This window comes from Sphingobacterium hotanense (genome assembly GCF_008274825.1).
Lineage (GTDB): Bacteria > Bacteroidota > Bacteroidia > Sphingobacteriales > Sphingobacteriaceae > Sphingobacterium > Sphingobacterium hotanense.
Genome location: NZ_CP030848.1, coordinates 3,058,531 through 3,084,302 on the forward strand (window position 1 = coordinate 3,058,531; position 25,772 = coordinate 3,084,302).

Here is a 25,772-nt window from a genome sequence, read left to right on the forward strand (position 1 = left end):
CGGTTAAGTTTACTTCTCCTTCCGAATCCTACTTAAGCTGACAGGCGTCATCCGTAGAAAAGAGGCAATGTATTTAAGTGGCACTCGTTGCAAAAGTGCCGGCGATTCTTCGACTAGCTCGTCATAGCGTTCTTTAGCTGATTTCAACTGCGAGGAGATCCATCGTTTTTCCATCTTCAACAACTCCCCTTCCACGATTACTCTACCCAAATTGGCGATATGAATATCGCGCAGATATAAGGATTTCAACTTCTCAATACTGATACCATACAAGACGCTATCCTCCATCAGTTCGACATCTTCATAAGATTTCACATGCTCGACATAGCTGCGCATGGACAAGACAATATCTCCCTCTAGACCAAACCAAAACGTAATGTCCTGCTCCGGCTGTGGAGAATATGCCCGAACAAGGCCTTTCGCAAGAAAGTACACTTTGCGCTCTAAGCGATCGGACTCCAAAAGGATGTGCCCCTTCGAAAAACGGACTTCCTGCATCTCGCTTACTAAGAGTTCCAACGAAGGCGCAGGAAGCTTATAAAAATTGTTTAATACTTGTTCAATAGTCATGGATGAAGAAACAGATCTCTTGTTTATTTGATCTGTTCTCCTAAAATAATAAGAATTAAAGCAAATAGCGACAGAAAATAGTAGTTAGTAGATAGTATTAAGTATAAAGATCTGTGGCGGCCATCATACTCCCCCCTCTATATGCCAAACCAAATATCCTGCACATCATTTCATTCTTCCTTTCCTGGTTCAAAACAAATCCCCCTATCGAACAGAAGCTTTAACTCCTTAAAAATCAGCAATAAACTATTCGGTGTATTGTGATTCGCTTATGCTTTAGCCGTCCTGCTTTTTATCAACTGCTTAACTCATTCTTCGCAAAAATAATTGTTAATTAAAATAATATGCCTTACTTTAGCCTTGACTTTAGGGGTGTCTGCATTTATGCAGGCTGAGATTTTACCCTTATAACCTGATCCAGATCATACTGGCGTAGGGAAAAGTAAGATGTCAACATGGGTGCCGTACGCATCGATGTAGCCATTCCTAAAGTTTTTCACCCATAAAAAAACAGAATAGGAATGGAACTAACAATAAACCAACAATCCAGATATTTCGAAAAAGCTCCAGAGAGTCTTGCTGCCTTGCTCGCATCAGAGATTGGTGTGTTACGCAAAGGCACGGCTGTCGCTGTCAATAATAAAGTCATTCCTGCTGTAGAATGGGCAGAGACTACCCTATCCGACAGGGATCATATTCTTATCATCACCGCAACCCAAGGCGGCTAGAGACTAAATCAAATCTAAAACACGATATGAAAGAACAAGGAATTTCACAGCAACCTTTCCCTAACTCAAAGAAGATTTATGTGCCGGGTCACTTATATCCCATTCGCGTGGCCATGCGGGAAATTAGCTTAAGTAATACAAAGCTCAGCAATGGTGGTGAGGAGGAGAATCCTCCGATAACAATATATGATACCTCAGGGCCCTATACAGATGAAGAACTGACGATAGATGTTCGTCAGGGAATATCACGCATTCGCGAACAATGGATTCTTGATCGCCAAGATGTGGAAATCTTGGATGGTATCAGTTCAGAATACGGGCAAGCACGATTAGCCGACAAGCGTCTAGATGAATTACGTTTTAGCTACAGCCATCAACCGATGCGAGCTAAACCAAATGCTAACGTAACACAGCTGCATTATGCAAAACAGGGAATCATCACTGCGGAAATGGAATATGTCGCTATTCGTGAGAATCAGCGTATAGAACAATTGGAGCATGCGACTCCGGGCATGGAGCAACAGCATGAGGGCAATAGCTTTGGCGCCAATACACCAAAGAATCGTATTACGCCGGAGTTCGTGCGTGATGAGATTGCTGCAGGTCGAGCAATTATCCCCAACAACATTAACCATCCAGAGAGTGAGCCGATGATTATCGGGCGTAACTTCCTCGTGAAAATCAATGCGAATATCGGCAATAGCGCCGTTACTTCTAGCATTGAAGAGGAAGTTGAAAAAGCGGTATGGGCATGTCGTTGGGGAGCAGATACCATTATGGACTTATCAACCGGAAAGAATATTCATGAAACCAGAGAGTGGATCATCCGCAACTCGCCAGTGCCTATTGGTACTGTTCCGATTTATCAGGCCTTAGAAAAAGTAAAAGGAGTGCCAGAAGATCTGACTTGGGAGATATTCCGAGACACATTGATCGAACAGGCAGAACAAGGAGTCTCCTATTTTACGATTCATGCCGGCGTTTTGCTTCGCTATATCCACTTAACCGCAAAAAGAGTGACAGGTATTGTTTCCCGTGGCGGTTCCATCATGGCTAAATGGTGTTTATTCCATCATAAAGAGAACTTCCTATACACGCATTTCGAAGAGATTTGCCAAATCATGAAGCAATATGATGTCGCATTCTCTTTAGGTGATGGTCTACGTCCTGGCTCTATTGCTGATGCAAATGATGCTGCCCAATTCGCCGAACTGGAGACGCTTGGTGAACTAACGAAGATTGCTTGGAAACATGATGTTCAAGTGATGATTGAGGGGCCGGGACACGTTCCTATGCACATGATCAAGGAGAATATGGAAAAGCAGTTGGAAGAGTGCGACGAAGCACCTTTCTACACCCTAGGACCATTGACGACCGACATCGCACCGGGCTACGATCATATCACTTCCGCCATAGGTGCTGCCATGATCGGATGGTATGGCTGTGCGATGCTCTGCTATGTTACACCGAAGGAGCATCTGGGATTACCGAATAAAAAAGATGTCAAAGATGGCGTGATTACCTATAAGCTAGCTGCGCATGCTGCAGATCTAGCCAAAGGTCATCCGGGCGCTCAATATAGAGATAATGCTTTAAGTAAAGCGCGGTTTGAATTCCGATGGAAAGATCAATTCAACCTATCCTTGGATCCTGACACCGCTAGAGAGTATCACGACGAAACACTTCCTGCCGACGGCGCCAAGATTGCACACTTCTGCTCAATGTGTGGCCCTAAGTTCTGTTCGATGAAAATTACGCAAGAAATTAGGGAAACAACCGAGCAAGGCATGCTCGAGAAATCACAGGAATTTATTGAAGCTGGGAAAGAGATTTACTTATAATGATTGTTATAATAAGCGAACAGGCGGTGGAAAACGAGATAGAAACGTTGCGTCAATTGTTGCAGCATGATATTTTATTGCATATCCGCCGCCCCTTCATCAGTCCCTCGGAATTCGAATCATTCACCAAAGAGTTAGGATCCGAATACCTTGATAGATTGGTCGTCCATCAGCAACATGCTTTGGCTGTGAAGATGGGGATTTCACGCTTGCATTTTAGTAGCTCAGATCGTAAAAACGTCTTGCATTCAAAGTATCAAGAAACTTTCACCTGCTCAACATCTACACATAGCATTGCAGAGTTCAACTCCTTAGGAGCCTATTGGAGCTATGCTTTCTTAAGTCCTATTTACCCTAGCATTTCCAAGCAGGACTATGGACTAGGAAATGCAGTGTTGAAAGAACTTTCTCAACGAACGAATCACAGCTCTAAGCTAATCGCATTGGGAGGTATTCATAAAGACAATATACAGGAAGCATTAGATGCGGGTGCAGATGATGTCGCTATGCTGGGTTCCATTTGGCAAGCTAAGGATCCGGTAAGCTATTTAGAATCTTGCCTGTTGAAAGTGGAATTATAAATGAAGATGAATAAGAGTAGAAGATTACCTCGATTAATGTTTATCTCAGACGGAAAAGATCTGGATGAGCAATTGGCGGGTATCCAATCGGTACTCGATGCTGGAGTAGAGTTTATACAGATACGATGGAAAGATGCCACCGCGCTTCAATTGGAAGAGCTTGCGAAAGCGGCAAAGCAACTTTGTAAGCAGTACAATGCATTATGTATAATCAATGATTTCCCAATGCTGGCGAAATCGTATGATATTGACGGAGTACATTTAGGCTTGGAAGATGATGCTGTTATCTCTGCAAGAAAAGAACTGGGTGCTGATAAAATTATAGGCGGGACAGCGAATACGCTGAAAGATGTGCAGCAACGAATTGCCGAAGGCTGTGACTACATTGGCCTCGGCCCTTTCCGCTTTACAGCGACAAAGAAAAAACTGAGCCCTGTATTAGGGCTCCAAGGCTACAGCAACCTGCTCACTAATCTTGATATCAATACAACCCCGCCCATCTATGCTATCGGTGGGATAACCATTAACGATGTACAGGAATTACGTAAAATCGGGATTTACGGTATTGCCTTATCAGGTTTCTTGCTAAAGAATCCACAGGCTATGCCACAACTTAACAAATACCTATATGAAGAATTTGAATATAGCCGATAAAGAATTTACCTCGCGCCTATTTTTAGGAACTGGTAAATTCGGAAGTTACGCACTGATGCAAGAATCTATAAAAGCGTCAGGATCTGAATTAGTTACCATGGCTTTAAAACGTTTGGACCCGAATAATAAGGAAGAAAACTTATGGTCGGCATTGCAGTTGCCCGGAGTCAATCTATTGCCCAATACTTCGGGTGCACGAAATGCAAAAGAGGCTGTATTGGCCGCGCAATTGGCAAGAGAAGCGATGGAGACAAATTGGTTGAAGCTGGAAATACATCCAGATCCTCGCTATCTTCTACCCGACCCCATCGAAACGCTGAAAGCCACCGAAGAACTAGCGAAACTAGGCTTCATCATTCTGCCCTACGTCCATGCAGATCCGGTGTTGTGCAAGCGTTTGGAAGATGCCGGGACGGCTGCAGTGATGCCATTAGGAGCACCGATTGGCAGCAATAAAGGCTTAAAAACCTCAGATTTCCTGGAGATTATTATTGACCAAAGCAATGTTCCTGTTGTAGTCGATGCAGGAATCGGTGCGCCTTCGGATGCAGCCAAAGCAATGGAGATGGGTGCGGATGCCGTATTAGTGAATACCGCTATTGCGGCAGCGAAAAATCCTGTTGCTATGGCAGAAGCATTTCGATTGGCTGTTTTCGCGGGACGACAGGCTTATCTTTCCGGATTAGATGCAAAACGCAGTTATGCCGAAGCATCTAGTCCGCTCACTGCATTCTTAATGGAGGATTAAAAGATGGCATCAGGGAATTTTCAAACCGTATTCGACGAGTATTCTTGGGAGGATGTGAAAAACCGCATCTACAGCAGCACTACTATTGATGTTGAACGCAGCTTGCGGAAGTCTCAAAAAGACATCAACGACTTCTTAGTGATGCTATCTCCGGCCGCGGCCTCCTATCTGGAGACGATGGCACAAGAAGCCCAGCGCCTAACACAGCAACGCTTTGGCAAAACCATACAACTCTACGCGCCATTATATGTGAGCAATGAATGCCAAAACATTTGTACCTATTGCGGCTTCAGTATGGACAATAAAATTCGCAGAAAGACTTTAAGCAATACCGAACTGTTGATAGAGGGCATGGCGCTTAAGGCGATGGGCATTGACCATGTGCTTTTAGTAAGCGGCGAAGCCAACAAGATCGTCGACACGCCATACTATGAAAATGCGATCAAACTATTGAAGACTCATTTTGCACAAATATCCATAGAGGTTCAACCGCTTGACTTGGAGGATTATCACACACTAAGAGCTGCTGGTTGCCATACGGTGCTAGTTTATCAGGAAACCTATCATCAGGAGGTCTATAAGCAATATCATCCAAAAGGAAAGAAATCTAACTTCAAGTATCGCCTAGATACGCCAGACCGCATCGGACAGTCCGGTATTCATAAAATGGGACTTGGAGTTTTGCTAGGTTTGGAAGACTGGCGAGTAGACAGCTTTTTCAGTGCCCTTCATATTGACTACCTACAGCGCAAGTATTGGCAAACGAAGTATTCCGTTTCCTTTCCTCGCCTTCGCCCGGCGCAAGGGATCATCGAACCAAACTTCATTATGGAAGACCGAGATCTCCTGCAACTCATTTGTGCTTACCGGCTTTGGAATCCTGATTTAGAAATCTCTGTTTCGACCAGGGAACGTGAGGTTTTCCGGAATCATATCATCGCCATTGCGGCAACTACGATGAGCGCAGCATCGAAAACCAACCCCGGTGGATATGTTGTTGACCCGCAGTCGTTGGAGCAGTTTGAAATATCGGATGAGCGCAGCATGGAAGAAATCCGAAGCATTATTCAAAAAGCAGGTTATGACCCAGTTATGAAAGATTGGGACCAAGCATACACAGGAGTGTAACGTATGAAGGAACAGGATAGGATATTCGCTCGATACAGCCGACAGATCTTCATTGAAGAGGTGGGTATCGAAGGACAGCGTAAGATTATGAATGCGAAGGTCTTGGTCGTAGGAGCCGGAGGATTAGGTTCTCCCGTAATAAGCTATTTAGCTGCTGCAGGCGTAGGACAATTAGCCATTGCTGATTTTGATAAAGTCGAACTGCACAACCTAAACCGACAAACAATCCACAAAGAAAGTAGTGTCGGTGAATTAAAAGTTAACTCAGCCGAACAGTTCGTGAAGGACATGAATTCGACTATCAAATTGGAAAAGATTGCTGAGAAAATTACAAAGGAAAACGTAGTAGAGATACTACAACCTTACGATATTATTATCGATGGTTCAGATAATTTTACCACCCGCTATTTAATCAATGATACCTGCGTAGATCAACAAAAAACGTTGATCTACGGAAGTATCTTTGCCTTTGAAGGGCAGGTTGCACTCTTCAACTATAAAGGATCGAAAGACCTGCGAGCTATTTTCCCAAATGCTCCAGCACCCGACGAAATCCCCAACTGCGATAAAAACGGCGTCCTTGGTCCGCTCCCCGGCATAATCGGCAGCATGATGGCGATGCTGACGCTCAAAGTAATATGCGACCTGCCGGTCGAAACAAACCAATTAACCATCATCGACACCTGGAACTGGAAATTCACCAACATTAGTTTCTAGTAAAAACCACAGGCAAATCATTCATTAATCAACAAATACTCCCACTTGCCGTGTCTAATGTCTAAAATCTAATATCTAAAAATCTACCTCACTAGTCTTCCCTCGACCCGTCATCTGCCATTCTTACAATCTTTGGCGAAAAGGTTGCCACGATATCGACTAAGTCCACCTGCGCTTCCATTACCTCATGGATATTCTTGTACGCCATAGGCGCTTCGTCCATCGATGCTCCGATTAGCGTAATCCCTTGATCAGATAACATCTTATCCAGTTCGGACTGCGCCAAGGTTTTGATCGCTTGTGTACGGCTCATCAATCGGCCGGCACCATGCGATGCAGAATTGATCGATGCCTCCTCTCCTTTTCCACGCACCAAGAATCCAGGAGTTGCCATAGAGCCTGGGATAATACCCATAACATCTTTACCCGCTGGCGTTGCACCTTTACGATGCACAATCACTTCCTCGCCATTCAACTCTTCTTTCCATGCGAAGTTATGATGATTCTCCACCTTTGCCAATCGCTCAACTCCCAAGCTGTTCTTAACCTTTTCATGAATCACCTCATGGCAAGCCGAAGCGTAATCACCGGCAAGATTCATCGCCAACCAGTATTCCAATCCCTCGTCAGAATTTAAATCTAAGTACGCAAGGTTTTGTGCCTGGTATGGAAGTTTGCAAATTTCCTTTGCCAGTTTCGTATAATGATTCGCGATCATGGCGCCGAGACCGCGGGATCCAGAGTGCGTTAATAGCGCAACATAGGTTCCTTTAGCAATACCCAAAGCCTTATCATCTTCTGCAAATTCGAGCGTCCCAAATTCAACGAAATGGTTACCACCACCCGACGATCCTAGCTGCGTCCAAGCCTTGTCTTTCAAATCCTTAATAAAGGGAATCTCTTCGAACAATTTGTTATCTAAGACTGCATGGTCTTGACGCTCATGTTTTAAGAAACCATTACCTGCCCCAAAGCGGGAGTTCTTCATGATTACTTCTTGAAAGAAATCCTTCTGAGTCTCCAATGAGCTAGCCGGTAAATCGAAAATCGATAAAGCCATACGGCATCCAATATCGACCCCTACACCGTAGGGAATTACCGCATTATTGGTCGCTAAAACCCCACCGATAGGCAAACCGTAGCCTTGGTGCGCGTCTGGCATCAGGGCGCCAGCCACTGTAACTGGCAACTTCATCGCTGTGTTCATTTGCTGCTTCGCTCCCAGCTCAATGTTTTCAACGCCGTAGACTGCATAGTCATCCACGCCTTCTTTCAAGCGAACTAAACTCGACTCTATCTTTTCGGTGTTGATTAAAGATTCAGCTAGTGGTCTAAATACCTTGTCCTCTAAAAAGGATTCAGGATTTTCTAAGACCTCTTTAAACTTCTGTAGCATTTCTTCCTTCTTCAGCCCATGGCGTTTGCTATTAATCTTCAAAGCCGCCCCTAAAGCGAAGTTTTCTTTATATCCTAAGGCAATCAAATCATTGCCATTAATTCTTTTATTTTCCATTTCTCTCAATTTAATGGGTAAAGCCAATTTGCTTTACCCAGCATCTTAAAAATACAATTTCTATTTTACGAACAACTGTTTCAACTGATCGACGATCTGCCCATTTCCAGAGACCGATATTGCATTCACTTTCTCGGCAATCTTCTCCACATATTCCATCTCCTTCAATTTATACAACATCGCATTCTCCTCTAACATCTTCGCCGTATTCAATAAGCTACGGGTCGATGCAGTTTCCTCCCGACGGGTGATGATATTGGCTTGTGCTTTTTTCTCCGCCATCAACACCTCGTTCATGATCTTACGGATTTCCCCAGGTAAGATGATGTCCTTCACACCGGCGCTCATTAAAGTTACCCCCAATTGTGCTACCTGCGCTTTCGTAGCCTCGATCACATATTCACTGATCGATCCTTTGTTTTCCATCAAGGCGTCGAGCGTCATGTTGCCGATATATTCACGCAATGCAAATTGCATCTCGGCATACAATAACTGATCGAAGTTCTTGTTCTCCAATATTGCTTTCATCACATCCGTCACCTTATATTGGATCGCAAAGTTGATTCTCACCTGCGCCTTATCTTTCGTTAAGATCTCCTGGCCAACGACATCCATGCTCGTTAATCGTAAATCAACTTTCGATAACTGAATCGTAGTCGTATTCTTCCAGAAAAAATAAGTCCCTGCTTTAACCTCCTTGACAAACACACCGTCGACAAACAATAAACCTATTTCCGTAGGTTCAACTTTAAATTGTCTCACGTAGTATGAAAATGGAACACGTTCATACAACTGACGGTTTATAGATTTTGGAATTTCTAAAGTTGACGTATCATAGATATCGAATCGCGACGTATTCAAACCCTTCCAAAAAACATGACGACCAGCGGCCAAGACTCCTTTAAAGTTGTTGTTCACATATTGTAAAGCGATCTCATTATCTCCGACCTCCACGACTTCGACTAATTCGGTGAACGAAGGTATTTGCAATAAAACATCTAGATCATGAGCAACCTGAAACGGATTTGACATATTGTAGATCTCAGCGCGTTCGCCGAAGCCTACCCAATGTTTTCCTTCATTAAAAACTCGTACTACTGCGTTGTTCTTAACAACCAATCCTACTTCATTTTTGTTAATTGTTACTCTTTTCATCGTTTTATTATTTAATATTATACCATACATTTTATAAAGCTCTCCAGTCTTGTTCATTGCGAACTATCGGGAGAAAAGGGTCTTTTAAATGTCGCTGTAGCTCAAGAATTCCGATATTGCCTATACTAATTAGGTCAATTCGAAATACTGCACTTCAGTCCGATCGAAAAGATGCTTTGCTCGCAGGATACCTCTCAATTGCTCCTTTACCCTCCGAAGAGAGTAAATTTGCGGAACTAGAAAGGAAAGCTTCAAGGATCTTTTTTTACAAGAAGATCATAACTTTAGGAGAATCTTTTTGATAAGTAGATTCAAACTTTTAAGGGCTTTCGCCCCACTACCGTAGACACTTCCTTCAAGTGCGAGGGATTCGAACCCTCATTTGGTGTTATTGCTCTAACCACTTGAGCTACTTCGACAAGCGAAGGCAAGATTCGAACTTGCGACACATAACAGGAGACACTGCTTTGACCCTTAATCAGTATATTGCATTCGACCGAACCAACACTTCCCTGCTATACAGAAACAGGAGATCAGATTAAAGAAATCTCCGCAGATGCCATATATCCAACCGGATATATATCTTGAAAAGCTTTCTGCTTTTATTATTCAATGAACTATTTGTCGCTCCCGACATTACAAAGATGCATGCTGCATTACGCAGCCATTTTGCGCAATGAAAAAAGAATTATATTTTTATCTACAAAACATGATAACACGCTCATTATCAAATAGAAAAATTTGCCTATTAAGCCAAAAAACTTTCATCAATCTCTTAAGTACGCAAATCCATTGCGTAGAACATTGAAATCCCCTATCTTTAATCTAGGAGTACTTAACTCGAAAAAGCATGTCAACAAATAAACTCGCCCTAATTCGATATAAAACCATCGACAACTGCTTACGCCAAAAGCATCGTAAATGGACGCTAGATGAACTCATAGAAAAGGTCTCCGAACAGCTTTATGAGTTGGAAGGAATTCATAATGGCGTCAGCAAACGAACCGTTCAAGCCGACATACAATTGATGCGATCGAATAAACTCGGTTATAACGCCCCAATCATTGTGACCGACAGAAAGTACTACTCATACGAGGATCCAAACTACAGCATTAGCAACTCGCCCATTTCTGCTACCGACATGGAAAAGATGAAGGAAGTAGTGGAGGTCCTAAAACACCTCAACGGCTTCGCTTATTTTGATGAGATGAGCGATATGATCGCTCGCTTAGAAGACAAAATGCTTGTAAATTCTGGCGAACACAAGCAAGCCATACAAATGGAAAGCAACACCTTATTAAAAGGATTAAATTGGATAAACACGCTTCACAAGGCCATTCGAGAAGAAATACCTTTATTGATCACCTACAAATCTTTCAAAACCGATACGCCATCTGATACGGTTTATTTCCCTTACCTATTGAAAGAATATAGAAATCGTTGGTTCTTAATTTGCCGGCAGAAGAAAAACAATGGTCTTCAAACTTTGGCTTTAGATCGCATTCATGAAATCGCAGAGATGGCGAAGTCACAGTTCGTGCCTTACGATGGCGTAGATTTTGAGCGCTACTTTTCCGACACGATTGGTGTAACGAAATCAATCAAAGATCGAGGGAACAAAGTGATATTACATGTCGAATCAAAGAATGCGCCTTATGTGGAAACCAAACCCTTACATAATTCGCAACAGATATTGAACCGCCTCGACGATGGCAGCATCATCATACGTATCGATGTTGTATTGAATTTCGAACTCGAGCGAGAAATATTGGGCTTCGGGGAATGTATGAAAGTGCTCGCACCTCGTTACTTAGTAAATCGAATAAAAAGACGAGTATCGCAGAGTATGAAGCAGTACAGCGATTCTGAAAACAATCAACAAAAAACAAAAGAAGAAAAATAATAGTATTACTAATAATGAGTAAATTAAGTCTAGAATAATCGTGATTGGGAACCACAGCGCTTCAAAAATTTTCGAAGCAGATTATTTTAGCATTTCAAATACCTATGCAAAAAAGTAAAATGGAGGAAAAACCAAAGAAAAAACCAAGGAAAGTTACGGCCGGACCGATCCGAGAGAAAGCCAGAACGATGGAAAAACTAATTGCGGCAGTAGGCAAAGTCATTAAGAAACATGGATATCCAGGGCTTACGGTCGCCAACATAGCGAGTGAAAGTGGCTTGGACAGAAAGCTAGTTTACACCTATTTTGGCACCCTAGACAACTTAATCGAGGTCTACATTACACGACAAGATTATTGGAAATCCAAAGCGAACAAACAAATCGAGTCGCTGCTGCAAGCCGAAAATCTGAGTAAACTGGCGATGGTAAACTTATTACAAGGGCAATTTGAACAGGTCCTCAATGATAAGATACTACAGCGGATCATCCATTGGGAGCTTGGTGTCAAAAGCAAACCGCTCCGTAAACTGGCAGACAGCCGCGAAGAAGTTGGCGAATTGCTGTTGAACAAATTTGAAGAAAGCTATCCGAATAAGGATATAGACCTACGTGCGCTGTTGGCAATTCAAACCGCAGGATTATATTATCTAGCGCTCCATGCCAGCTCAAACGGTAGCACCTTTTGCGGTATCGATATCGGAACGCCCGAAGGGAAAGAAAGAATCAATCGAACCGTGGAGAACACGCTAGATCTTTTAATAAATAGCTCCAATCAATCTAAAGGAGACTAAAATATGATAATATGAACAGAACCATTCGCATAGACGATCAAATCTCATTGAAATTCCTTGTAGAAAGCGACGCAAGAACGATTTTTAATTACATCAACACACAACGAGATTATTTAGGAGAATGGTTACCCTTTGTTCAGTTTACCCATGAAGTCAAAGACAGCAAAGGTTTCGTCGATATGGCGATCGAGCTTCGTAAAATCAAGAAGGACTATGTCTATAAAATATGCTATGACGACCGCATGATCGGTCTCATCGGCACCAAAGAAACCGATTATCTGAATAAAAATACAGAGCTAGGCTACTGGCTATCGCAGGACTATCAAGGTCAAGGCATCATGACCAAGGTCGTTGAAAAACTGACCGCTCTCCTCTTCGACGAGATGGGTATTGAAAGGATACAAATATGCTGCGCTGTCGGTAACGAAAAAAGTATTGCTATCCCGAAAAGATTAGGCTTTATCCAAGAAGGAATAAAGCGTAATGGCGAATGGGCCGGCAATTTAGTATTTCGAGATCTGATTGTCTTTAGTAAGCTCAAATCCGAAAGCAATTCTTAACTATAGAAATTGCCAGTACCGTCTGACCTCAGTTAAATAACAGACTTTCATAACCCTTATCAAACCCATATCATACCCCATTCAGAAGGGCTTTGATATGGGTTTGTATTGGGTTTACATTGGGTTTAAAAGGGGTTTGGCTAGAAGTTAGTAGTTAGTAGTTAGACCTATAGTTTCTAGTTTTGAACCAAGAAAGGAAGGATGCAAAGATGACCATGATCCTGCTCATCCTTGCATTCTTCCTTTCCTGGTTCAAAGACAATACTCTAATATCTCATTTCTAAAGTCTAAAATCTAATTCCAGCAATAGGTCTAAATACTAACTACTAAATACTAACTACTATTTCCTCGCTTCCTTCATCGGGTTGCTTTCTGTAGACTGTCCTCTTGCGCTTCTTCCGTTTTCTTTGAAGATTTCGAAGCGCGAGGGCTGTGCTTGTCGAGGCCAAGCGTTGTTTGCTTCATCGATGTCGGCAGTTTCGCGGTAGGGATCTAAGCGAATACTGACAACGTCCTTTGACTTGGCGAAGACTTTTGTTGCTTCTTGCTCGTTATGGCGCCATATATAAGCAGAGATACGGTCAATTTCTTTGCTGCCGTCGGCATAGTTCCATTCGATAATCAGGGGCATTACTAAACCGCCATTATTTTTAAAGGTCAATTCGTAGAAAGAGATTTTTCCATCGAATATATCCTTTTCCTTTTGGCTTAGGCCGCTATAAAATTGCTGGTAATTGTTTTGGTCAGCGGGACGTACCGCAAATCTATCCCATTTGTTATAGAAGTCTAATAGCGAAGTATCCTTTTCTACGAGGAATGCCATATTTTCTTCCATGTTGCGTTGCCTGCTGATACTGTTTAAGTCCTTCTCAAAAGCTTCTTTTCGGCTTTTTTGAGCTTCCGCTGGATTTCCGCCAGTCATTTTATACTGCGTTACATTTTCTAGGGAAATTTCAACCGGATCAGTCCCGAAGAACCAACCTCGCCAGAACCAGTCGAGATCTACCCCGGAAGCATCTTCCATGGTGCGGAAGAAATCTGCAGGTGTAGGGTGCTTAAATGCCCAGCGTTGGGAATATTGTTTAAATGCGAAGTCGAATAGCTCTCTTCCCATCACGGTTTCGCGCAAGATATTCAATGCTGTAGCCGGCTTTGCGTAAGCGTTCGGCCCGAACTGAATGATATTCTCTGAGTTGGTCATAATTGGCTCCAGCTGATTTTTAGGGAGCTTCATGTAATCGGTAATCTTATGTGCGGGGCCACGGCGCGATGGAAAATCTTTGTCCCACTCCTGCTCGGTTAGGAACTGTAGAAAAGTGTTCAAACCCTCATCCATCCATGTCCACTGCCGCTCGTCGGAATTGACAATCATGGGGAAGAAGTTGTGTCCGACCTCATGGATGATGACCCCGATCATGCCATATTTCACCGCTTCAGAATACGTTCCATCCTCATCTGCACGACCGTAGTTAAAGCAAATCATCGGATATTCCATTCCATTTGCCGCCTCTACCGAGATAGCCACAGGGTAAGGATACGGAATCGAATATTTTGAATATGTTCGTAGCGTATGGGCAACCGCTTTGGTCGAGTACTTTCTATATAAAGGATATGCTTCCGGACCGTAATAGGACATGGCCATTGGTTGATTGCCCTCTATACCATCTTGCACTTTCAATGCGTCCCAAACTAATCTTCGAGAACTTACAAAAGCGAAGTCTCTCACATTTTTTGCTTCGTATATCCAGGTTTTCTTTGCCGAGGATTTCTGCCCCATTGCTTTTTTAGCATCTTCGAGCGTCACTATTTCTATCGGTTCGTCCGATTGTTGCGCTTTCTTCCAACGATCCATCTGTGTAGCGTTCAGCATCTGTGCATAATTTTGGCAGACTCCGGTGGCACCTACGATATGATCTGCAGGAACTGTGATATGCACCTTATAGTCTCCGAATACTAAGGCAAACTCCCCTCTTCCGGTAAACTGCTTATTTTGCCAACCTTGGAAATCTGAATATACAGCCATGCGCGGAAACCATTGTGCAATGGTATACAAGTAATTGCCATCCTGCTCGAAATACTCGTATCCTCCACGACCGCCTTCTTCCATACGATTGGAAATCTTGTAGTCCCAATCAATATTCAGTACCATCTTGGCTCCTGGTTTCAAAGGAGTGGGAAGATCTACACGCATCATCGTGTAATTGATTGTGTACTTTAAAGGATTGTTCCCTCCATCAGCTACCTTCCGGATATTGACGCCGAAGCCTTTCTTTTCAGGCACCAAACCTTTCAATCTTTCTAAAGACATGCGTTCGTTCAGGCTGCTTTGATCGAAGCTTTTGCTTTCTGCATCATCAGCATGCTCGTTTTCATCCAATTGAATCCATAGATAATCCAACGGGTCGGGCGAATTGTTGGTATAGGTGATGGACTCGGAACCTTTCAAGATCTGATTAACATCATCGACTTCACAATGAATTACGTAATCTGCCTTCTGCTGCCAATACATGGCGCCCGGCGCACCGGAGGCGGTACGAAATATATTTGGATCGGAAATCAGCGTACCGAGTTGTTCGAATTTATTTCCATGGTTCGACCCTGGATTGTTCAACGACTGTGCGACACTCTGCTGCGTGAAGAAGGCACTTAAGCCGATTGCAAATGCTAAAACCTTAGATTTTTTCATACTTAAACTGGAATACGTTCTAGAGCCATAATTAATGAAATACCGACAACGGCTGACGAGAGGAAGAAACTCCAATCTCTATTCGTCACACTAAAGATCTTCAACATCAGTTCAGACAGAAGGATAACAAAGAACACGATGATAAGTTGACCGAATTCTAAACCGAGGTTGAAGGAAAGCAACGGCCAAAAGATATTTGCCTCTTTTCCTAAAAGGGATTGTAAATAATTAGAAAATCCTAATCCATGGATAAATCCAAATGCTAGCGCCATGCTGTATAGCAATGCCGGACTCCGTTGTTTTCTACGTTTTGGGAGATTGTATAATGCTGTAATTAATATAGTAACTGGAATTAGGAATTCTATCCAATCTGAATTGACATTCAATACCTTGAAGGCTGCAAGCGCTAGGGTTACGGAATGGCCGACTGTAAAGGCTGTAACCAGCCACAATATCTTCTTCCAATCTTTCAGCACATAGCTACAGCAGAGTACCATTACAAAAAGTATGTGGTCATATCCATTCAAATCAAGAATATGTTGCCAACCAAGTTGGAAATAGATAGAAAAGTCGCTCATGAATTAGGTGTTATCAATTCGTCAACACAAATTTAATATTATTTTAATTATCGCTGCTGTTGTTCTGGTTTTTCGATAATTTAGCATAAAATTGTTGCAATACTTTAAAGCACAACCAATGATAAAAACACCTTGGCTCCTACTTATTCTCTGCTTAATTACGATTAGTGTATTTGCCCATCCTTTTTACGTCAGTATTTCAACGGTTGACTTCAATTCTAAGAACAAACGTATTGAAATTTCATGCCGAATCTTCTATGATGACCTCGAAGTAGCGCTAAAAAATCAGTTGAAGCAAAAGATCGACGTTATTAATCCTAAAAATAAAACCGTAGCCGACTCTGCTATATCAAAATATATACAGGATAATTTTAACCTGAAGGTAAATGGGCAATTTAAAAAGCTGAAGTTTGTAGGTTACGAAGTAGAAGAGGATGTTGCCTGGTGTTATTTCGAAACGCCGCAGACTAGTCCAGTCAGCACGATAATAATTACCAATCAGTTGCTGTATCAAGATTTTAAATCGCAGTCCAATATTTTACATGTTACTGTCGACGGAAAACGTCAAAGTACGAAAATGGATAATCCGAAGAAAAGTGTTGTAATAGATTTTAGACAATAGACATTAGACTTTAGAACCAAGAATTCTATATATGGTGTCTGCTACTGTCTCAATGCAGTTAAAAATAGGGAAAAAGAAATAATATTTAAACCAATAAAAGACCGCCAAACATCTTAAATCTGATGTCTAGTGTCTAATATCTAAAAAATGTGGTTTTTCTATTGAGGATTAGCTCCTCTGGTGGGTTTGGTTTGGTTGGCTGCGACGAATCCCCAGTTTGTTACGTAGTATAAGTAAGGGTTGTTCATCATTTTTTCTTTTTTGTTACTTTTCTTTTTAATCATATTTTACCTTTCTTTTTATTGTTTGATCATAATATAACAAATTTTGAACCAATTTGCAAATCTATTTCTAAAATTGCGTTATAGTGACAATAAGGAATAAGGAAAAAACAACGTATAGAAGAAAGATGCTTTTGATGTTTTCTTAGACCGCCTGATCTACTTTGGCGTGCGCAATTTGTAGTTCTGCAGAATGTTTACTGATAAACTCTGATGGAGAGGTATTGAGAATACTTTTGAATATGCGATTAAAATGCACAACCGTGTTGAATCCACATTGATATGCTACTTCTGATATATTCTCTGTAGACTTGTTGATCAATAATTGGCAAGCTTTCTCGATTCTTATTTCGTTCAAAAAGGTAACATAGGTTTTCATCGTGTGCTTTTTGAAGTACTTACAAAAAGCCGAAGGCGTCATATGGATAAGCTTTGAGACCTCTTCGATGCTGATTTCCTTATCGTAATTCGCTAATGAGAAACGAAGTACTTCGTTGATTCGGATACCGACTTTATCGTTGAATGTAGATTCAGGAAGTCCGGAATACAGGGAATACATATCCTGTTCATGACGGATCAGGAATTGGAAGATATCGAGGATCGATATGATCTTCTTCATCCCCTCTCCTTTTGCCAACTCAATAAACTTATCCTTAATTCCCAAACTAACATCTTGAGAGATTTTCTTACTTGAATCTAGCTTCTTGAAGAAATCGCGTGCGGGATGCAATTCCGATAAATCGAAAAAGTGCCACAGTTTATCAAATGCAACGAAAATATGAATCACATGGATATTCTCTTCATCTGGTCCTTCTTTGATAAAGATATGAGGATCGTTCGCCTTCATGATGTAGATTTCATCATCGGAAAAAGGTTGGATCAAGTTACCGATCAGCATGGATCCGCTGCCTTTTAGGATATAGGAGATCTGAAACTCTTTATGGCGATGATAATGATTATAAAAATTGCTACGAAGATCCTCTTGCACATAGAAAGACCCTACCCCTGATGCCGGCGCAGTGAACTCAATAGGGTTCTTAGAATCGACGTTTCTCATAATTTAATCCTTAATCTTGAAGGTGTTCGAATATATTAACAGCTGAAACATTAATTAATCCCATAATTTAGTTCCTTCAAAAGCACCTATAATCAGGTGCAAATCTAAGCATACTTTATGGGTTAAATGTAATATTTGGATACTACTTTCCTACGATTAAAAAGAACAACCTTTCCGAGGAAAGGTCATTCTTCATTAAAATTAGTTAAAAGTTAAAGAAATCATGGGTATTTGCTCGGATACCTCCCAGCATCTACCGGATTATTTTTGACGGAATTGTTCGTAGTTTTTCTCGAACAATCCTTTAAGTTCCAATGCTTGTTTCTCATATGCTGCAGCGTCTTCCCAGAGTGCTACAGGGTTAAGAATTTCTGCAGGCACTGCATCGCAAGCTTTCGGCATATGCAATCCGAAGATCGGATGTGTGATATATTCCTGCTCCGATAGTTTACCTGCTAAGGCTTCACGAATTAAGGTTCTGGTGTAGCCTAATTTAATGCGATTTCCAACGCCATAAGGGCCGGCAACCCATCCGGTGTTCACTAACCATACCTGGATATCCGGATGCTGTTCCAATTTCTCACCCAATAGATCCGCATACTTCGTAGGATGCAATGGTAAGAATGCCTGTCCGAAACATGCTGAGAAGGTTGCTTGCGGTGTTGTAATACCAGCTTCCGTCCCGGCAATCTTCGATGTATAGCCGTTGATAAAATAATACATCGCTTGTTCAACGGTCAGTTTAGAAATTGGAGGCAAAACGCCAAATGCATCTGCTGCCAAAAAGAAAATATGCTTAGGCGCTGATCCTTGACCGTTTGGAACGATGTTCTCAATAAATTCTAGGGGGTAAGAAACGCGAATATTCTCTGTGATACTCTTATCCTCGTAGTCAGGCTGACGAGTTCCTTCGTGGAATTTCACATTCTCTAAAAGGGAATTGAAACGAACCGCTTGGTAGATCTCGGGTTCTGATTCTGCGTTTAAGCCGATGCACTTCGCATAACATCCGCCTTCGATATTGAACACTTTATTTTCCGTCCAAACATGCTCATCATCTCCGATTAGCTGTCTGCGTTTATCCGAAGACAAGGTTGTTTTTCCTGTACCAGACAAGCCGAAGTAAAGGGCCGTTTCACCATTCTCGCCACGATTAGCCGAACAGTGCATTGTTAAATACTGCTTATAAGTAGGTAACAAGTAGTTTAACACGGTGAAGATACTTTTCTTGATCTCGCCAGTATATCCTGTTCCTGCGATCAGAACGATTCGCTTCGTAAAGTTAATCGCTACGAAGTTCTCATTATTTAGTCCTAATGTCGCGTAATCTGCGATAGTATATTGCGGAGCAACTAATATTGACCAATCAGGTTGATTCTCCGCTTTCGCGTCATTGTCATTAATAAATAGATTTGAAGCGAAGAGATTGTGCGACGCATTCGTTGAAACAACGCGGATTGTAATTTCCTCTGCGGGATCCGCACATGCTTTTGCATCTAGAACATAGAGTTTTTGCTGTGATAGGTAATTTGTTACCTGATTCCAAAGCGTTTCAAAATGTGCTTCCGCGATTGGTTGATTTACGGCATTCCAATTCACTTTATCCTTAGTTTCCTCGTCCAAAACGATGAAACGGTCTTTCGGCGAACGTCCAGTAAATTTTCCGGTTTCAATGCATAAGGCGCCATTATCTGCTAATACGCCTTCATTGTTTAAGATAGCTTGCTCAACAAGTTCAGCCGCTTGCAGCTGGTAATGTGAGGTAGCCTGTAGATCAATCTGCAAATATTTCAAATCCGGCAGATTTGAATTCGTTTTATATTGCATCATAATAGGTATTTTTAATGCTTATTTCTTCGGTAAAGGTACAGTGTACTATTAGACCGATATTAACCGCAAATGGCAATTTGTTAACCTATATTGTCCTAAATTTTACAGGCTAATAGAAAATTAAAATAAGAAGAGTAAAATACCACGGTTTAAAGCATATTTACCATATATTTATCATGTAAATAAAATCCCTAGACGGACAAAATGATTAAAGAAGTTTTTATTATTGGAATAGGTGGTGCGGTAGGAAGCATCCTGCGTTATACGACGGGACAATATATTGCGAAGCATTTCCCCCATGCCATTCCAACAGGAACTTTATTAGTGAATATCATTGGCTGTCTACTGATCGGATTCCTAATTGGTTTTTTCGATAAACAGCAAATCATCAATGCCCACTGGAAATTGCTTCTGATTACAGGGTTCTGCGGAGGTTTCACCACCTTTTCGACCTTTGCCGCCGAAAACTACAATCTTATAACCAATAACCAGATTCCTCAAGCGCTATTATACATCGGTTTAAGCGTAATACTTGGCCTGCTTGCAGTATGGGCAGGATTATCGATCTCTAGACTGATAGCCTAAACATTTATTGTATGCGCTTTGCTATTCAGCTCATCGCTGAGTGAACATTCTATTTTATTAGTTAAATAATCTGAAATTCTCTCCACATCTCATACTAGATTTTCACAGTTTGTGACAAATGGTTACAAGGGAAACTTTTTTTTAAAATTTAACATAGATTTTTATCAGACTCAACAGGACTCACTTTTTCTGAAAAACAAAAACATTAAATATCTGATTAAAAATACATTACGTTTATTAATTAAATAAGCATCCTCTACCGAATATCAATTCATTTTTTACAATACTTTCCTCGAGTTAGATTAAGAATTGTTAAAAAGTGTAAATCATTGCTCAAAATTTCAATAGATTTATCATAGTGTTCCATCTCTAGCCCTAGAGACTTCACAAAAATTATAAAACTAAAAAACGAACAATGAAACAAAGATTACTTAGTCTTTTAGTGCTATGTACGCTTATGGTTGGAGCGGCTTTTGCACAAAATCGCCAAGTAACGGGAAAAGTATCCTCGTCATCAGATGGATCTCCGATCTCGGGCGCCTCAGTTTCAGTAGTTGGAGGAACTGCTGGAACTCAAACAGACAATGAAGGTAACTTCAGCTTGGAAGTCCCCACGTCTGCAACTCAATTAAATGTATCCTACATAGGATATACCTCACAAAGGGTTTCCATAGGAAACCGATCAGTTATCAACATCCAATTAGTTTCAGAAGATGAAACGTTAGAAGAAGTCGTTGTGACGGCGTTAGGTATCTCCAGAGAGAAAAGATCTTTGGGATATGCTGCACAGGAGGTTAAAGGCGATGTCTTAACCGCAGCACGTGGTGGAAATGCACTACAGTCACTATCTGGAAATGTGGCCGGAGCAGTAGTTTCTGCACCTTCGTCCAGCCTAGGCGGTTCTACGCGTATCGTATTAAGAGGTATCGGTTCCCTAACTGGTGAAAACAAACCTTTAATCGTTGTAGATGGTATCCCAATGGACAACTCGAACTACAACACTGCGAATGCAGAGAGAGGTGCGGGTGGACGTGACTATGGTGATGCCGGATTTGACATCAACCCTGATGATATCGAGTCGGTAAACGTATTAAAAGGTGGTCCTGCATCGGCTTTATACGGTGCAAGAGCGTCGAATGGTGTTGTTTTGATCAAAACAAAAAAAGCACAAAAAGGCCGCGATGAGATTGTCGTAAATACAGGTGTGGCATTCGAAAATTTAGGTATTACACCAAAGCTTCAAAAACTATACGGTGGTGGTCTTGGTCCAGAATTCATTAATCAAACCATTGACGGGAAAGATTATCTGTTGGTAGATTATAATGCCGATGAATCTTGGGGAGCGAAATACGAGAACCAACAAGTATTGCATTGGGATGCTTTTGATCCTGAAGACCCGGAAAACTACATGAAAACTAGAGCATGGCAATACCCTACGAACGATTACAAAACTTTCTTTGAAACCGGCGTAGCATATAATAATGCGATCTCACTTGCTAAATCCTATGAAAATACATCGGCTAGACTATCTCTTTCGAATGTGTCACAATCGGGTATTGTTCCAAACACCGAGTTAAAAAGAACAACGGCAGCATTAAGTATCGACAATAAATTCTCGGATAAATTCTCCGCACGAGGTACGATCAATTACATTCGTACGAATGGATTTAATCGTCCTGAACAAGGATATGGCGACGCTTCGATCGGTCAAAAGATGTTCCAATGGGGACAAATGCAATTAGACTATAAACGTCTTCAAAAATACAAAACATCGGCAGGTGCTCAAAAAACATGGAACCGCTCGTCTTGGGATGATGCAACACCAAAATACTCTGATAACTATTATTGGATTGTCAATGAAAATACTTCAGACGATCAACGTGATAGATTCTATGGTAATGTGGAAGTACGCTACGACTTCATGCCTGGGCTATATGTGACAGGAAATGTCTACGGCGATAATTACACTTTGAAAATTGGCGAACGTGTTGCTGTGGGTTCACAAGGGGTATCAGGATTCACAGAAAGAATCAGAGAGTTTACGGAGATGAACTATGAAGGTAGATTACATTACGACAAAAAATGGGAAGACTTCTCATTCAACGCCTTTATCGGTGCTAACCGTCGTAATACAACTAGATTCTCTTCAAACTCCAACACAAACGGTGGACTTATCGTTCCGAATCTGTACACGACAAATAATAGTATGGATGCCGTTACGCTACAGACAACCTTGTCTAGAAAACGCGTAAACTCGGTATTTGGTAACTTCTCATTAGGATACAAAGATTTCTTATATGCTGACTTTGGATGGCGTAATGACTGGTCTTCTACACTACCTGAAGGCGATAATTCATATTTCTACCCTTCTGTAACAGGATCTTTTGTATTCACAAAATTTGTTGATGCAGAGTGGTTAAGCTTTGGTAAACTACGTGCTGGTTGGTCTCAAGTAGGTAATGATACTGATCCGTATCGCTTATTAGACGTGTATCTTAATAACACATATGGAAACACCTCTTATCTTGAAGTTCCATATTTCTTAAAAAGTCTTCAGAAGCTAAACCCTAATCTTCGCCCGGAAACTAAGAAGTCTTATGAATTCGGTCTTGAAACATCCATGTTTGACAGCCGAGTTAGTTTAGATTTCACCTATTACAACGAAGAAACTACGGACCTGATTATGCCTGTTACTACAGGACCAGAAACAGGATATTCGTCAAAAATATTTAATGCTGGACGTGCTGTTAACAAAGGTATAGAGGCCATGTTAACATTAGTACCAGTTCGCAATGACAATTTCGAGTGGTCAACTTCAATAAACTTTGCTCGAAACAGAAACAAAGTCGTTGAATTATATGAGGGTATCAAATCCCTTCCGCTTGCAAACGCGCCATTTAAAGCTTCTCTGGTTGCTATGGTGGGCCAACCGTATGGACAGATCTATGGTTCTGACTTTATTTACGATGACCAAGGAAATAAGGTAGTGGGTGCAAATGGTTTGTATCTATCCTCAGATGCAAAGAACCTGGGAACAATCCTTCCTGATTTTAATGCTGGTTGGAGAAACAATATTCGTTATAAGGACTTCACATTTAGCGCATTGATCGACATCCAAAAAGGTGGTAAATACTTCTCCGTATCAAACATGTTTGGTCATTACACAGGGGTATTGGAAGAAACTGCTGCAAATGGTGTTCGGGAGAATGACTTTGTTGCCCCTGGCGTAACTGGAACAGTTAATAAAGCTCCAGACGGTTCTTACACAGTAACTAATACAAAAGAGAATACAACGGAGGTATCCGCATACAGATACTTTAGAAATTACTATGGCGGTCCAACTGTACAAAACGTTTTTGATGCCGACTACGTTAAATTGAGAGAAATCACGCTTGGATACAACTTACCATCTTCATTTGTTAGCAAACTGCGTTTGAAGAATGCTACGATCTCTGGCTTCGCGAGAAACCTTGCTGCCTGGGGTTTAGCGAATAAAAACTTCGACCCAGAAATGACAACAACAGGATCGGGTAATATCCAAGGATTTGAAGGCGGTAATTTACCTGCATCAAGAAACTTCGGCTTAAACTTGAAATTACAGTTTTAATCATTTGAATTAGAGAACATGAAAAATATAAAATCTATACTATTAACTTCTGTAATTGGAATTGCGTCTTTAACGTTTAGTTCCTGCACAAAAGATTTAGGAGAAATAAACAAGAACCCCAATTCGCCGGAAATCGCACCGACAAATATGATATTCAACGGCGCAAATCGCGTATTATTTGACAACACACGCGATGGTTGGTGGATGGCTAGAATGTCTATGCCGTGGATGCAGTACTCAGCACAGAGCAACTATGTAGAGGAAGACAAGTACGCGTATAGGGATAATCAAACCACCAACGGTTGGATCTTTCTTTACCGCGTTGCAAATAACTACAAAGATTTAATCGAAAAATGTGAGGATCCCGCAACAGAGGTTCAGATGACGCAATATGGACCATTACAAAATCAAATTGCCATATCCAGAATCATGCTTGCCTATGTTTTCGACAATTTAGTAACACACTTTGGCGATGTTCCTTACTGGTCTTACGGACAAAAGGACAACCCCAATTTCCAAGCGCTGAATATTGATAAATATCTTACGCCTGCCTACGCAAAACAAGACGAAATCTACGCTGACCTTTTAAACGAATTAAAAGAAGCAGCCAATCAGTTAGATGTTTCCGCTGGTGGATTCGTGAGTGGTGATAATATATATAAGGAACCAGGTGCTGCTGCCGCATGGAAGAAATTTGCGAATTCCTTACGATTAAGAATTGCAAACCGGATTAAGAAGGTGCATCCGGCTGCAGTAGCAGAAATGCGCGACGCAGTGGCTTCCGGAGTCTTTACCTCCAATGCGGATAACGCCATCCACAAATCCGGTTCAACAAACTTAGAAGGAAACCCGCTCTGGAAAACATTCTTTGTAGATAACCGTACTGACTTCTTTGTGAACAAAACATTTATTGATCTTCTCAAGGGTACCGTCGGTAATTTCGGAGTCGATCCAAGATTAGTGAAAATCGCCGCGCCAAATGGAATCTCCTGGGCAAAATACAAAGAGGGATATACAGATAACGATACATTAAAATATTATACAGGTATCCCGAACGGTCTTCCACAAGTAGAAAACTACTATACACAACCAGCCAACGTTAATTTCTTCTCAAGAGATATCTTGAAAGCTACCCGAGGTGAAGTGTTAATGGAATATGCCGAAGTAGAGTTTATCCTGAGTGAGATGAACAATTGGTCGCAAACGAACTACATTAATGGTGTCAAAGCCAATCTAGAACGCTTGGGCGTATCTGACGAAGCTGCGGCAGCTTATATTGCGAAGCTTCCGGCAGCTAATGAAAGAAATGTAATGACACAAAAGTACATTACGTTATTCTTCAACCCTGATGAAGCATGGAACGAATACCGTAGAACAGGATATCCAGATACACAGATCTTATTGATGCCTGGAGAAACTGGGACTCGTCCGCAGAACAATACGACTTACGTATTTACACCATTACAGTCTGGAAACGTCATTGCAAAGGACCTTCCAGCACGCGTGCGCTATCCTTTCACACAGCAAACTTTGAACCCAGAAAACTGGAAAAAAGCATCTGCTGAGTTAGGTGGCGATGAGATTGATAAGAAACTATGGTTTGCTAAGTAATCAACCTCCACAATAAGAAAAGGCTG

21 protein-coding genes and 1 riboswitch are annotated in these 25,772 nt (G+C 41.5%); of the genes, 14 read left to right on the forward strand and 7 right to left on the reverse strand.

Annotated elements, in window-relative coordinates; translation table 11 throughout:
• Window positions 1–9: 9 nt before the first annotated feature.
• Entirely contained in the window at window positions 10–570 is a 561-nt protein-coding gene (locus tag DSM08_RS12900; RefSeq protein ID WP_149526549.1) for a Crp/Fnr family transcriptional regulator, read from the reverse strand.
• Between the two features lie 358 nt (window positions 571–928).
• A riboswitch (TPP riboswitch) is annotated at window positions 929–1,026 on the forward strand.
• A gap of 65 nt (window positions 1,027–1,091) precedes the next feature.
• On the opposite strand from DSM08_RS12900, the gene thiS reads away from it, so the two are divergent.
• From thiS to DSM08_RS12935, 7 genes are read left to right on the forward strand one after another with little or no spacing between them, the layout of a single operon-like run.
• Window positions 1,092–1,298 (forward strand): sulfur carrier protein ThiS, encoded by a 207-nt coding sequence (thiS, locus tag DSM08_RS12905; RefSeq protein WP_149526550.1) that lies wholly within the window; start codon window positions 1,092–1,094, stop codon window positions 1,296–1,298.
• A 26-nt stretch (window positions 1,299–1,324) separates the two neighbouring features.
• Window positions 1,325–3,139: a phosphomethylpyrimidine synthase ThiC gene (gene thiC / locus DSM08_RS12910; protein ID WP_149526551.1), complete on the forward strand. Its 1,815-nt coding sequence runs from the start codon at window positions 1,325–1,327 to the stop codon at window positions 3,137–3,139.
• On the forward strand, window positions 3,139–3,720 hold the full coding sequence (locus DSM08_RS12915; protein WP_149526552.1) for a thiamine phosphate synthase: 582 nt from the start codon (window positions 3,139–3,141) through the stop codon (window positions 3,718–3,720). Before thiC ends, DSM08_RS12915 begins: the two co-directional genes overlap by 1 nt.
• Window positions 3,721–3,726: 6 nt before the next feature.
• Window positions 3,727–4,374, forward strand: coding sequence for a thiamine phosphate synthase (locus DSM08_RS12920; protein WP_149526553.1), 648 nt, complete (start codon window positions 3,727–3,729; stop codon window positions 4,372–4,374).
• Window positions 4,349–5,122, forward strand: a complete 774-nt coding sequence (locus DSM08_RS12925; protein WP_149526554.1) for a thiazole synthase — start codon at window positions 4,349–4,351, stop codon at window positions 5,120–5,122. The genes DSM08_RS12920 and DSM08_RS12925 overlap by 26 nt, the downstream gene beginning before the upstream one ends.
• 3 nt (window positions 5,123–5,125) lie before the next feature.
• Window positions 5,126–6,250, forward strand: a complete 1,125-nt coding sequence (gene thiH, locus DSM08_RS12930; RefSeq protein WP_149526555.1) for a 2-iminoacetate synthase ThiH — start codon at window positions 5,126–5,128, stop codon at window positions 6,248–6,250.
• 3 nt (window positions 6,251–6,253) lie between these two features.
• On the forward strand, window positions 6,254–6,967 hold the full coding sequence (locus DSM08_RS12935) for a HesA/MoeB/ThiF family protein (RefSeq protein ID WP_149526556.1): 714 nt from the start codon (window positions 6,254–6,256) through the stop codon (window positions 6,965–6,967).
• Window positions 6,968–7,058: 91 nt separating this feature from the next.
• Here the strand turns inward: DSM08_RS12935 and DSM08_RS12940 are convergent, their stop codons facing one another.
• Window positions 7,059–8,480, reverse strand: a complete 1,422-nt coding sequence (locus DSM08_RS12940) for an RtcB family protein (protein ID WP_149526557.1) — start codon at window positions 8,478–8,480, stop codon at window positions 7,059–7,061.
• Window positions 8,481–8,540: 60 nt separating this feature from the next.
• Window positions 8,541–9,635 (reverse strand): slipin family protein, encoded by a 1,095-nt coding sequence (locus DSM08_RS12945; RefSeq protein WP_149526558.1) that lies wholly within the window; start codon window positions 9,633–9,635, stop codon window positions 8,541–8,543.
• Between the two features lie 850 nt (window positions 9,636–10,485).
• Between DSM08_RS12945 and DSM08_RS12950 the strand changes: the two genes are divergently transcribed.
• The 3 genes from DSM08_RS12950 to DSM08_RS12960 all read left to right on the forward strand — a co-directional run bounded on the left by DSM08_RS12950 (window position 10,486) and on the right by DSM08_RS12960 (window position 12,889).
• Window positions 10,486–11,538: a helix-turn-helix transcriptional regulator gene (locus DSM08_RS12950; protein WP_149526559.1), complete on the forward strand. Its 1,053-nt coding sequence runs from the start codon at window positions 10,486–10,488 to the stop codon at window positions 11,536–11,538.
• Between the two features lie 104 nt (window positions 11,539–11,642).
• On the forward strand, window positions 11,643–12,329 hold the full coding sequence (locus tag DSM08_RS12955) for a TetR/AcrR family transcriptional regulator (protein WP_149526560.1): 687 nt from the start codon (window positions 11,643–11,645) through the stop codon (window positions 12,327–12,329).
• A gap of 11 nt (window positions 12,330–12,340) precedes the next feature.
• Complete coding sequence (locus DSM08_RS12960; protein WP_149526561.1) at window positions 12,341–12,889, forward strand: GNAT family N-acetyltransferase; 549 nt, start codon at window positions 12,341–12,343, stop codon at window positions 12,887–12,889.
• Window positions 12,890–13,229: 340 nt separating this feature from the next.
• Here DSM08_RS12960 and DSM08_RS12965 read toward each other — a convergent pair whose 3' ends face one another.
• The gene (locus tag DSM08_RS12965; protein ID WP_187773860.1) at window positions 13,230–15,575 is read right to left on the reverse strand and encodes a M1 family metallopeptidase; all 2,346 of its coding nucleotides are present in this window, start codon (window positions 15,573–15,575) and stop codon (window positions 13,230–13,232) included.
• A gap of 2 nt (window positions 15,576–15,577) precedes the next feature.
• Window positions 15,578–16,153: a HupE/UreJ family protein gene (locus DSM08_RS12970; RefSeq protein WP_149526562.1), complete on the reverse strand. Its 576-nt coding sequence runs from the start codon at window positions 16,151–16,153 to the stop codon at window positions 15,578–15,580.
• A 118-nt stretch (window positions 16,154–16,271) separates the two neighbouring features.
• On the opposite strand from DSM08_RS12970, the gene DSM08_RS12975 reads away from it, so the two are divergent.
• Window positions 16,272–16,775, forward strand: a complete 504-nt coding sequence (locus DSM08_RS12975; protein WP_149526563.1) for a DUF6702 family protein — start codon at window positions 16,272–16,274, stop codon at window positions 16,773–16,775.
• 426 nt (window positions 16,776–17,201) lie between these two features.
• Here DSM08_RS12975 and DSM08_RS12980 read toward each other — a convergent pair whose 3' ends face one another.
• Both DSM08_RS12980 and pckA read right to left on the reverse strand, forming a co-directional pair.
• On the reverse strand, window positions 17,202–18,113 hold the full coding sequence (locus DSM08_RS12980) for an AraC family transcriptional regulator (protein ID WP_149526564.1): 912 nt from the start codon (window positions 18,111–18,113) through the stop codon (window positions 17,202–17,204).
• Window positions 18,114–18,374: 261 nt separating this feature from the next.
• Window positions 18,375–19,943 carry a phosphoenolpyruvate carboxykinase (ATP) gene (pckA, locus tag DSM08_RS12985; RefSeq protein WP_149526565.1) on the reverse strand — a complete coding sequence of 523 codons (1,569 nt, stop codon included), beginning with the start codon at window positions 19,941–19,943 and terminating at the stop codon, window positions 18,375–18,377.
• A gap of 204 nt (window positions 19,944–20,147) precedes the next feature.
• On the opposite strand from pckA, the gene crcB reads away from it, so the two are divergent.
• The 3 genes from crcB to DSM08_RS13000 all read left to right on the forward strand — a co-directional run bounded on the left by crcB (window position 20,148) and on the right by DSM08_RS13000 (window position 25,746).
• Window positions 20,148–20,528, forward strand: coding sequence for a fluoride efflux transporter CrcB (gene crcB / locus DSM08_RS12990; protein ID WP_149526566.1), 381 nt, complete (start codon window positions 20,148–20,150; stop codon window positions 20,526–20,528).
• Between the two features lie 415 nt (window positions 20,529–20,943).
• Entirely contained in the window at window positions 20,944–24,135 is a 3,192-nt protein-coding gene (locus DSM08_RS12995; protein ID WP_149526567.1) for a SusC/RagA family TonB-linked outer membrane protein, read from the forward strand.
• An 18-nt stretch (window positions 24,136–24,153) separates the two neighbouring features.
• Window positions 24,154–25,746, forward strand: coding sequence for a SusD/RagB family nutrient-binding outer membrane lipoprotein (locus DSM08_RS13000; protein WP_149526568.1), 1,593 nt, complete (start codon window positions 24,154–24,156; stop codon window positions 25,744–25,746).
• Window positions 25,747–25,772 lie beyond the last annotated feature (26 nt).